General features: G+C 29.8%; 12 protein-coding genes. All 12 read right to left on the minus strand.

Features of this window, described 5'->3' with window-relative positions; all coding sequences use genetic code 11:
* Positions 1 to 253: 253 nt before the first annotated feature.
* The 12 genes from ACH5TX_RS00970 to ACH5TX_RS01025 all read right to left on the minus strand — a co-directional run bounded on the left by ACH5TX_RS00970 (position 254) and on the right by ACH5TX_RS01025 (position 10,215).
* Positions 254 to 655 carry a hypothetical protein gene (locus tag ACH5TX_RS00970; RefSeq protein WP_439337686.1) on the minus strand — a complete coding sequence of 134 codons (402 nt, stop codon included), beginning with the start codon at positions 653 to 655 and terminating at the stop codon, positions 254 to 256.
* A 240-nt stretch (positions 656 to 895) separates the two neighbouring features.
* Positions 896 to 1,309 (minus strand): hypothetical protein, encoded by a 414-nt coding sequence (locus ACH5TX_RS00975; RefSeq protein WP_439337687.1) that lies wholly within the window; start codon positions 1,307 to 1,309, stop codon positions 896 to 898.
* A gap of 138 nt (positions 1,310 to 1,447) precedes the next feature.
* A complete protein-coding gene (locus tag ACH5TX_RS00980) occupies positions 1,448 to 1,987 on the minus strand; it encodes a hypothetical protein (protein WP_439337688.1) in 540 nt (179 codons plus the stop codon).
* Positions 1,988 to 2,145: 158 nt separating this feature from the next.
* Positions 2,146 to 3,447 (minus strand): WG repeat-containing protein, encoded by a 1,302-nt coding sequence (locus ACH5TX_RS00985; RefSeq protein ID WP_439337689.1) that lies wholly within the window; start codon positions 3,445 to 3,447, stop codon positions 2,146 to 2,148.
* A gap of 166 nt (positions 3,448 to 3,613) precedes the next feature.
* Positions 3,614 to 4,696 (minus strand): toxin-antitoxin system YwqK family antitoxin, encoded by a 1,083-nt coding sequence (locus ACH5TX_RS00990; protein WP_439337690.1) that lies wholly within the window; start codon positions 4,694 to 4,696, stop codon positions 3,614 to 3,616.
* 168 nt (positions 4,697 to 4,864) lie between these two features.
* Complete coding sequence (locus ACH5TX_RS00995) at positions 4,865 to 5,392, minus strand: hypothetical protein (protein ID WP_439337691.1); 528 nt, start codon at positions 5,390 to 5,392, stop codon at positions 4,865 to 4,867.
* Between the two features lie 152 nt (positions 5,393 to 5,544).
* Positions 5,545 to 6,054 (minus strand): hypothetical protein, encoded by a 510-nt coding sequence (locus ACH5TX_RS01000; protein ID WP_439337692.1) that lies wholly within the window; start codon positions 6,052 to 6,054, stop codon positions 5,545 to 5,547.
* A 175-nt stretch (positions 6,055 to 6,229) separates the two neighbouring features.
* The gene (locus ACH5TX_RS01005; RefSeq protein ID WP_439337693.1) at positions 6,230 to 7,063 is read right to left on the minus strand and encodes a hypothetical protein; all 834 of its coding nucleotides are present in this window, start codon (positions 7,061 to 7,063) and stop codon (positions 6,230 to 6,232) included.
* Positions 7,064 to 7,696: 633 nt separating this feature from the next.
* Complete coding sequence (locus tag ACH5TX_RS01010) at positions 7,697 to 8,416, minus strand: hypothetical protein (RefSeq protein ID WP_439337694.1); 720 nt, start codon at positions 8,414 to 8,416, stop codon at positions 7,697 to 7,699.
* Between the two features lie 110 nt (positions 8,417 to 8,526).
* The gene (locus ACH5TX_RS01015) at positions 8,527 to 9,003 is read right to left on the minus strand and encodes a hypothetical protein (protein ID WP_439337695.1); all 477 of its coding nucleotides are present in this window, start codon (positions 9,001 to 9,003) and stop codon (positions 8,527 to 8,529) included.
* Positions 9,004 to 9,150: 147 nt separating this feature from the next.
* On the minus strand, positions 9,151 to 9,630 hold the full coding sequence (locus ACH5TX_RS01020; protein WP_439337696.1) for a hypothetical protein: 480 nt from the start codon (positions 9,628 to 9,630) through the stop codon (positions 9,151 to 9,153).
* Positions 9,631 to 9,771: 141 nt separating this feature from the next.
* Positions 9,772 to 10,215: a hypothetical protein gene (locus ACH5TX_RS01025; RefSeq protein WP_439337697.1), complete on the minus strand. Its 444-nt coding sequence runs from the start codon at positions 10,213 to 10,215 to the stop codon at positions 9,772 to 9,774.
* Between the last annotated feature and the right edge of the window lie 300 nt (positions 10,216 to 10,515).

Raw genomic sequence — 10,515 nt, forward strand, 5'->3', positions numbered from 1 at the left:
ATTTACTGTCACATATTTAACATTCTTTTCGTCTTCGACAAAGAATTTTTTCTGCACTTGTCCGTAAGTATTTGAGAAAATTAAAAGTGCTAATAATAATATTTTGTTCAAATTTTCTTGTTTTGGGTAATGTTGTACAACGGTTGTGTATAAGAATAGTGCGGTTTTGTGTCCGAGGATTTTCCGTAGGAAAATCAGAGAGACCAAATACGCACTATCTTTTTGATTAAGGAATAAATTTAAGCATTATTTCTTATACTTTGTTGTGTACAGTGCTTTTTGTTATTTTTATAGTTTTCCATAAAATCATAATTCCTATTAATGCTATTATCAAACCACCAATTAAAAAGGCCATTCCATAACCTTCAGCAAATATTCCGCAAAAGTAATTCAGATATCTGTTTATTATTCCGCCTGAGTAAATTCCAGTAGCAGATATTCCAAATGTCAAAAAGAGAACTATTATTGAATTTATGATTCCGAATTTGTTTTTCCAGTTTATAAGTCCAACAATTAAAATTCCGATTAGTAGACTTGCTATAATCCAGTAAGCTTGGTTTGCAAAAAAATCTCCAATTCTAACATCAGTCAGAGATTCAAATTTTTCCCAATTCTCGCTTATTAAAGCATCGAATTGATTTCCGTTATATGCCACGTACAATCGGTCAATTCCGCTTATGATAAAAATCAGAGCGAAACATTCTAATAAAATCAGTTTTAAGTTAAATTTCTGTATCATTTTCGGCATTGTACACAACGGTTGTGTATAAGAATAATGCGGTTTTGTGTCCGAGGATTTTCCGCAGGAAAATCAGAGTGACTAAAAATGCACTAACCTTTTGATTAAGAAATAAAATTAAGCATTATTTCTTATACTTTGTTGTACACTGGCTTTTTATTCGGTTATATATTCAAATGTTATTTTCGGATTTACAGATACCGATTCTGTTTTTTGTTTGAAAACCTCCAGTTTTTTATTATACTTAATAGTCAAAGTGTCAAGACTTTTCCATTCAAAACTCACATCTCTTAGTTTTATAAATCCAGCACTTGCGACGAAGATTGGTTCAGGCTCAATTTCGCCGTTATAATTACAATCAGTTGCGTAAATATGAATAGACCTATCCGTAGTTGCATTTCCAGTCATTTCAGTCATTTTTATTTTCCGCAAACCTTCATAATCGCATTCCGCTTTTAATTCCGTTTCAGTTGGTTCGTCGAAAAGCTCAAAGTTTGCCATTAAAACAACAAATCCAATTATTGCTATAAATCCGAGTAATAAAATTCCAATTAGTATCTTTTTTATCAATTTGAGTTCGGTTTTTAGCTTGTGTACAACGGTTGGTATATGGAAAGTTGCGTGTTTGTGTGCGAGGATTTTCCGAAGGAAAATCGGAAGCTAGCAAACAGAGCAACTCACATTGGTTAAGCTAAAATTAGCAATTTTTTATATACTATGTTGGGTATTGGCTTTTTTTATTTTAAGTTGATATATTATTCCGTAAATCAGACCGATTATTCCACCAAGATAGCTAAAGTTATGCATTGTTTCAGTAGTCAAAAATCCTTTTCGGTCGGTCAAATCCGCTGGAAGATTCCAATTAGTATTTAAGTTGGAAATTATGAACTTGCCAACCAAAATACCCACGATTCCAAATCCGATTGCAATTAACAAAGTCCGAATTGTTGCTCCAAATGCACTTTTCCACATGGTTTTAGGAGTCGGTTGAAACAATCCAACAATTCCATTTACAAACCCAATTAAAAGCCCGAACCACCAAGTTGCCAAAATCCCAATAAAAGCAACTTTCTTTTTGTCATTATTTTCAAATGCGTAATCCCAAAATCCGAATTGTTCAAACTTGAATTTTGTGAAATATTCAGTCGAGATTGAATACGAAATATGATTGTGCAAAAGTCCGTAAATCGAAGCGAGAATTATTGAGATAATTACGATTAATATTAAAAGACCAATTTTTTTCGTCATTCGTTTTTCAGCTTGTGCCCAACGGTTACGTATAATATTAGTGGCGTGTTTAAGCACTAATTTAGTAAATAGAAACTTGCCAGCGGAAAATTCCGAAGGAATTTTCCAAGTAAGCTAAAACTAGCCATTAATTTTATGCTTTGTTACCCAACGTTTTTTTATTCCGCAAACCTTATCAATTCATCTCTTTCAGTCCAAAGATAAGGTTTAGAAATTCGTTTAATCATTTTACCTTTTTGATTTATGAAAAAGCAAATTCCGTCTTTTTGTACAATCGTTTTCTTACTTTTAAAAGGAAGTGCATTGTCGTAAATAATTTGAATAACAATTTCATTTTCTTTATTGATGAAGCCAAACTTTTTATCTTTTTTTACAAGTGCCAAACCATTGTAAAAATCTCCAGATAAATTAAAACTGTTTTGTGGTTCAATAACAATTTCCTTTTCCTTATTAATGTATCCTGTTCCTTTGTTAGTTATAAGTGCTAAATCATTTTGAAAATGTCGAATTCGTCCATATTCAAAAGGGATTATTATTTTGTTTTTCGTGTCAATAATTCCCCATTTATTACTTTTTTCGGCAGTAAACATTTCGTTTTTATAATCTAAAACATTATCGTACTCTATTGGAATAACTATTTCTCCTTTTGCATTAATAATTCCTGCTTTTCCATTGTTTCTAACACGCATAAATCCATTTATAAAATATCCTGAAATTTCATCGTAAATAGGTTCGATTATGACTTTTCCATTGATGTCTATTAATCCTTCTTTTAGTTGTATGTTTTTAATCTGATTCAGATATTCAGCAAAAGTTTGACTTCCATTTCTGTCTTCAGAGTGCATTCTTTTTCTCTTTTCAACTTCTTTACCTGAAATCATAAAAATAGCCTTATTGTCAATAATTGGTTTATAGCTAAAAATCAAGCTGTCAGAAAAAATAATTTCACCTTCTTTGTTTATATAATTCCATTTGTCGTTTTCTTTTATTGAAGCATAACCATTGTAAAAAGGAAATGCATCTTCATAAACTAATGGAATAATTATTTCTCCATTTTCATTAATAAAACCATACTTTTTGTCTTTTATAGCAAGTCCTAAATCATCCCTATACCAATATGTTGCATTGAATTGTGGAAATATTTTTTTACTACCATCTTTAAATAGTATTCCAGGAATAGAATCAAATATTATGTTTGACTTCCCATTAAAAAAGTCAGAAGCGTAAGTGTATTCAGCTTTGATAACTGTTTTTCCTTTTGAATTTAAGAAGCCATAATTCAGAGAGTCTTTTTTTGAGAACATTGAGCGTTCTACTAAATCTGAATAGTAGTTGTTTTGGTCTCCTTGAATATTGTCAGATATTCTTAAAAACTCCATTTTAAAAACATCGTTTCCGATTTTTTTTTGTCCGAAAACATTGGCGGATATTATTAAAATCAGTAAGAATATTTTTTTCATAAGTAGCTTTTTTTAAATGTTGGGTAACGGTTACGTATAATATTAGTGGCGCGTTTAAGCACTAATTTAATAAATAGAAACTTACCAGCGGAAAATTCCGCAGGAATTTTCCAAGTAGGCTAAAACTAGCCATTAATTTTATGCTTTGTTGTGTGTAGTTTTTTTGTTAATAAATTATTGAATCTAAGGCAGTTCCATTGTTGTAATCAACAATTTTTGTTAAAACACCCTTTTCATTAAAATATTTCAATTTACCATGATAAAACCCTTTATTGACATAACCTTCAAGTTTCTTTGTTCCAGAATCATAATATGTTATACAAGAACCTTGATGTTTGTTATTTCTTTTTTGTGAACGCTCTATTATTGTACCATTTTCATTGTATAGAATAAAATTGCCATGAGCATTGTAATCAACTAAATCAGCCTCTGCTTTTAATTCGCCATTTTTAAAATAGATATAAATTTTACCAGATGATTTCAGAGTCAAAGTGTCCAAGTTTATTATTTGAACCCTCTCAATATTTCCATTATCAAAAAAAGTTTTACATGTATCTTTTCTTTTCCCGTTCCAGTAATTTCTATAATGTTCAACTTGTCCATTTTTATAATAACTTGTCATGTGGCCATGAAGTACATTATTTTTTAAAAAATTCATTTCTTCTAATTCTCCACTTTCAAAATAGTGTGAAGATTTTCCATTTTGTTTTCCTTTTATATTTGTTGCTTTACTTTTTAGATTTCCATTTTCCCAATAATCTTCTCTAATTCCGTGTAAAGTGTCATTAACATATTCCACGATTTGTTTAATTGTTTCTCCATCTTTGTAGTAGAATTTCCATTTACCTTGATACATATTATTTTCAAACAAACCTTCTGATTGTAGTAACCCAAGATTTGAATGATAGCCTCTATAATTTCCATTTTCAAAGACCTTACTCACAATTGAATCTGATTTGAATTTGATTGTTCTAATTAGCTTATCTTCTTTGTTAAAGTATTTAATAATTCGATTAGGAAAGCTGTCAATAACTTTTAATTCAGCGTATCTACTTCCATTTGGAAAGAAATAGGTCGAATGCGATTTAGGCAGTTTTATTTCCAATTCAGGGTTTATTTTTTGCCATTTTCCAGCTTTACCATTTTCTTGGTAGAAAACATAATTTTCATTCCGAAAATTCCCATTAGAAATTTCGTCTTTGCAAGAAGAAAGAATGATTAAAAGAAGTAATAAATGTTTTATTTTCAATTCAGTAGGTTGGTTAGGTTAAATTACACACAACGTTGATGTATATGGAAAGTTGCGAGTTTGTGTGCGAGGATTTTCCGAAGGAAAATCAGAAGCTAGCAAACAAAGCAACTAACATTGGTTTAGCTAAAACTAGCAATTTTTTATATACTTTGTTGTGCAACGTATTTATATTTTTTTTATAATCCATTCCGATATTTTTTCAATTCGGAAAATTAAAATCAAAGCCATAATTATTCTTAAAATATATTTAAGAAAACTAAAGTCAGGAATTTGAGCATTTACATTTCCATTCAGTTTAGAGGTCAATTGAATACAATATTCTATAAAGTCAGGAATAAAATAAATTGAACTTGCTAACCAAACAATACCAACTGTCATTAAAATCACTTTTGATAGTGATTTAGGATTTAGTTCTGTTATTATCTCATTATCTGATTTGATTAGTTTTTTAGAAATCCACTCTGCTTTAAGGAACAGAAATAAAGAAACAACAATATTGGCTAAAGTCAGAAATGTTCCTGTAAAATAAAATTTATCAATCGGTTCTTTTAATAATTCTAATTCTTTGAATTTAGCCATTGTAGCAGTTCCGTAAATAGATAAGAAATAAGAACCGAAATGGTCGAAAATTTTAATGAATAAGAATATTCCAGCTATTCTTAAGATTAGGGCTGTTAAAATTCGGTTTGTCATCAATTTTCGGTTTTGGTCATATGTTGCACAACGGTTACGTATAATATTAGTGGCGCGTTTAAGCACTAATTTAGTAAATAGAAACTTGCCAGCGGAAAATTCCGAAGGAATTTTCCAAGTAAGCTAAAACTAGCCATTAATTTTATGCATTGTTAGCTGTTGTTATTTATGTAATTCATCTGTTCAGTAATAATTCCGTCAAGTTCAGTTTTAGTCATTTGTTTTAATTCGTATGATTTACAAATTACCTCCAACGTTACATCTTTAAATTTTGCTACATAATGTTTTCGATCAGTGGAAAGTCCTTTAACGTGTCTAGGATGTGCACTGTTCATTTTTTCAATTTCGTTAATCCATTCAGAGTTTTTTACTTCAAAAAATCCATAGAATCCTAATCCGAATTTTTGCAGAGGATGTCCAATTTCGTCATTTGGATAACCATATTTATAAATAGACAAAGAATTGAAACATAGTAAATCAATAACTCCATCCTTTTCCTCAAGCAAAAGATATAATTCTTGCTGACTTGAAATAACAAAGTTCTCATACATAAATCGGAAATGTTTTTCCAATTTGATTTCAACCACAACAGGTTCGGACAAACTCTCCTTATCAGCAATAAGGTTTTCTTTTTTATGTTTTTTCTTTCTAAATATGCTCATTTTCTAATAACAGCTAACGGTTACGTATAATATTAGTGGTGCGTTTAAGCACTAATTTAGTAAATAGAAACTTGCCAGCGGAAAATTCCGCAGGAATTTTCCAAGTAGGCTAAAACCAGCCATTAATTTTATACTTTGTTAGCAATAGTTAATTTTTATCGCTTTATCAGATATTTTAATCTAGATAATTGATTCCCCTTTCAACAATATAGATTGGATGAAGTTGACCAAGTTCTTTTTCTATAAAAACCGTACATTTTATCCAATTTCCTTTTTCATCGTAATCATATTTATTTTTAATCTTTTTGATTAGTTCGAACTCTGAATTATAGGTGCATATTTCTAATACACTCCCGAACTTGTCATATTCAAAGAGCTTTTTTTCTTCAATATTTAATGAAGTATCGAATGACAATTCTTCAATGATTTGACTTTTTTCATCGTATTTATAAATGGTTTTATTGATGAGTGTAAGGTTCGAGTTTATACTGCTAAAAATTTCACTTTCGATTAAATTATTGTTTTTATCATAAGAATTAATGTTTTGACTAAATAAATCTCCATCCTGCGCATCATAGGTAGATGATTTGACACGATTTCCGTTCAAATCATATTCAAAGGTGAATTCCATATCTAAGGAGTCATTTGAGTTAAAAAAACATGTTTTAACTAAATAATCGTTTTCATCGTAATACTCTTTTGCCTTACTTTTGAGTTTTGAATGAGCATCATAAACTATTGTCTCAATATTTTTTCCCACTGGGGAGCGAACGAAAATTATTTTTTCGAAAACACTATTATCCCAGTCAAGTCTTTGCTTTTCAATAATTAGATTATTCTTGTCATATAGAGAATAATAGTCATCACTATCAGTCCCTTCTCCCAATAAGTAGTCTTCATCCATTCTACTTCTCATTCCCTTTGTTAAGAGTTCGGAATCATAATGTGCAACATATGATAGTTGTTTAATAGATTTTATATTGCCTTTTATATTGTGTTCTTTTTTCATTTGCATATTGAAGCTGTAGATTTTGAGTCTGTTTATTTAACAGTAGAAGTGTTTTTTAAATTATTGCTAACGGTTATGCATATGGAAAGTGCGATTTTGTATGCGAGGATTTTCCGAAGGAAAATCAGAAGCAAGCAAAGAAGCAATAACCATAAGATTCAGTACTAAAATAAGCATTTTTGATATGCGATGTTGGGTTTTAGTGCTTTTTTTGTCAGATTAATATTTTATTCAGTTTGTTTTTTCGGTCAAATATTTTTTCCGAAATCTTGCTAAAGTCAGATGATTTATTTGTCCGTTTTTGTTTTGTTCCGCAAACAAACTCAAAAGTCCGCCATAATTTTAGTCTGCGTTTTTATATTCCGCAAACTTGCTAAAAATCCACAGTTTTATTTGTCGTAATTGACTAAAATTCTGCGTAAACTTTGGGTTATAAAATTCAGATTTTTTAATCAGTTTTATTTTTTTCGATAGAGTGAGCAGCATTAAACCCAACGGTTACGTATAATATTAGTGGCGCGTTTAAGCACTAATTTAGTAAATAGAAACTTGCCAGCGGAAAATTCCGAAGGAATTTTCCAAGTAAGCTAAAACTAGCCATTAATTTTATGCTTTGTTACCACACGTATTTTTTTACGAAATCCAAGTTCCAGCAATTTTATCTATTATCCATTTACCACTCTCATTTTTCTTGATAAAAATTCTAAAACCACTTCCGTTTAGAATTCCCATTGTATATCCTCCATTCAGAACTCCATAAGATTTGGTTTGGTCAAAAATAATTCTACTAAAACCTATGTTAGCTGCAATAAAATAATCATATTTGGTTCTCCAAAATTCACGACCATTTGGAAATTCCGAACGATACTTAAACTTAATTTTCTCGTTATTCGATTTTAATTTGTTTAAGTCGATTTTATAGTTTAGTCCAAGTTTTGTGTCTACTGAATCGTGAATTTTAAAATATTCAGATAATTTATTTCCGTCATTTTTTTTAAATCCACTGACAGAGTCAGAGACGACTAAAAATATTGATGATTTATCTTTTTTTAATGAGTCCTTTTTTCTTTCCCATTTTCGCATATCACTCTTATACTTGTTACTGTTTTTATAGTCTTCAATGGCTTTGTCAATATTGTTTTTGTATTCTTCTTTATCAAAAAAATTAGGTTGTGGTGGTGGCGGTGGAATAAGTCGTTTGTCGTAATAGATTGAATCTAAAATAGCAGGAAATATTTCGTAGAAAACGTTTTGTTCAAATTCAGTTTCACTAACGACTTTTTCTTCTTTACAACTCCAGAAAAACAAGATCAAAATTGGAAGTACGAATATTGATGTTAGCGTTTTTTTCATATGTGTGGTAACGGTTGTGTATAAGGATAGTGCGGTTTTATGTCCGAGGATTTTCCGCAGGAAAATCAGAGTGACTAAAAAAGCACTAACTTTTTGATTAAGAAATAAATTTAAGCATTATTTCTTATACTTTGTTGCAAGCAGTTTTTTCTTTCCTTTATTAATTCAGTTAATTTATTCAGTTCAATTTCGTTTATTTTTTCCCAATCATTATCTTTAAATTCTAATGTATCGAATTTTTTTAAACTCCGAAATAATGGTAGAATTATTGATTCAAAATCTCCAGATATTTTATAGATTCCTTTTCGTTTTTCATTCAGAACATTAGAGTTTGAAATTAATAATTCAATTTTTTTTCCATTTGGAATTAGTTCAAACATATAATATCCAGGTTCTAAAAACCAATACATTTTCGATTCAATTCCTTTCAGAGTAGAAATAAGACATTCACAAAGTAAATCAGTTGGAATTTTAGGAACATCTGAGGCATCAAAATTTAATTCAAATTCAGCGTATTTAAATTCAGTCGGAAGCCAACCACTTTCTGGTTTTCCAAAATTTAACTCTATTTTATCGATTTTTCTCAAATTGCTTACAACGGTTGTGTATATGAATAGTGCGGTTTTGTGTCCGAGGATTTTCCGTAGGAAAATCAGAGAGACCAAATGCGCACTAACCTTTTGATTTAGGAATAAATTTAAGCATTATTTCTTATACTTTGTTGTGCATAGTATTTATTCCAAACAGATAATTCCATTTCGCGATATTTTATCTCCATCTTCTAATGTCATTGTAGATGTATAAAACAAGCATTTTCCTTCAATTTTTGTTTTAGCAACGATAATTCCGTTATTATCGTTAATCCATTTTTGATTACCATTCAAATCCATTTTAGAAGAGTCGTAAGTCAGTCGGTAAGTACAATCATCAATCCATTCAATAATCTCATAAGTAGGTTGTCCAGTTTCAATATTATTTTCCCATTTACTTTGAGAATGATTTTCACGAATAACAATTTGTTTTGTAAAAATAGTATCTCTTATAGGCTTTATATCAAATATGGTGTCATTTGATACAATTGAAATTTGGGCATATTTTTGAGTCCACGGAATATAAAATTTTCCATTTTTAAAATCCGAGCAACTCAATTCCTGCGCACTTGACGTGAGTCCGATTAACAATACTGTAAATATTAAGAATGTCGATTTTTTCATATTATGCACAACGGATTTATATATGATTTGTTACGTGTTTTAAGCACCTAATTTAGCAAATAAAAACTGAATAGAAAATCCGCGAGGATTTTCGTAAGTAGGCAAGAACTAGCAATAAATTATATATGTTGTTGTAGGTAGTTATTCTTTGTCTAATTCCAAATAGTAAAGTTTTGCAGCTTCTTGGATTTCGTCATCCAAACTGTCGTCAAGTGCATATGAATATAATACCCATTTGTCATTTGGCTTATAAAATTTAAAAATAAATCTTATTGGTTGTCGGTCATATTTTATCAGATACGAATATAATTCAAAGCTTTCAGCGAACTTTTTCTTTGTGATGATTTCATATCCATAATATTTACCCATATAACTTTCAGTAAAACCATTCACAGTACCAATCACTTTATCAATATCATCTTTTACTCTTTCAGTCCATTTATTTGTCGCATATAATTCCTTCACAGCTTTTCCAGCGTCTTTTTCATAAGTTGCAAAAAAATTATCAATTAAATCTTGTGGGCTAGATTGAGCAAATAAGGTTCCTGATGTTGAAATCAATAATACGATTAATAGTTTTTTCATAGTTTTTATGTTTTTTTTATGGGTTTCGTTTAATTACCTACAACGGTTACGTATAATATTAGTGGCGCGTTTAAGCTCTAATTTAGTAAATAGAAACTTGCCAGTGGAAAATTCCGCAGGAATTTTCCAAGTAAGCTAAAACCAGCCATTAATTTTATGCTTTGTTAGCCACTGTTTTTATTTTTCAATTTCTCTTTAATCCGTTCAATTTCTTTTACTAAATTGTTTTCATTTAGATATATTATTAAACTATCTGACTTAATTTCAAAATCGCTACTATACTTATCAATCCAAGTCGAC

This window comes from Thalassobellus citreus, assembly GCF_044385915.1.
In the GTDB taxonomy this organism is placed as follows: Bacteria; Bacteroidota; Bacteroidia; order Flavobacteriales; family Flavobacteriaceae; genus Thalassobellus; species Thalassobellus citreus.

What these genes read in the sequence shown, in the direction of transcription:
- ACH5TX_RS01025 (WP_439337697.1), bottom strand. Translation starts at nt 10,215, where the DNA reads ATGAAAAAACTATTAATCGTATTATTGATTTCAACATCAGGAACCTTA.
- ACH5TX_RS00995 (WP_439337691.1), bottom strand. Translation starts at nt 5,392, where the DNA reads ATGACAAACCGAATTTTAACAGCCCTAATCTTAAGAATAGCTGGAATA.
- ACH5TX_RS00985 (WP_439337689.1), bottom strand. Translation starts at nt 3,447, where the DNA reads ATGAAAAAAATATTCTTACTGATTTTAATAATATCCGCCAATGTTTTC.
- ACH5TX_RS01010 (WP_439337694.1), bottom strand. Translation starts at nt 8,416, where the DNA reads ATGAAAAAAACGCTAACATCAATATTCGTACTTCCAATTTTGATCTTG.
- ACH5TX_RS01000 (WP_439337692.1), bottom strand. Translation starts at nt 6,054, where the DNA reads ATGAGCATATTTAGAAAGAAAAAACATAAAAAAGAAAACCTTATTGCT.
- ACH5TX_RS00980 (WP_439337688.1), bottom strand. Translation starts at nt 1,987, where the DNA reads ATGACGAAAAAAATTGGTCTTTTAATATTAATCGTAATTATCTCAATA.
- ACH5TX_RS01005 (WP_439337693.1), bottom strand. Translation starts at nt 7,063, where the DNA reads ATGAAAAAAGAACACAATATAAAAGGCAATATAAAATCTATTAAACAA.
- ACH5TX_RS01020 (WP_439337696.1), bottom strand. Translation starts at nt 9,630, where the DNA reads ATGAAAAAATCGACATTCTTAATATTTACAGTATTGTTAATCGGACTC.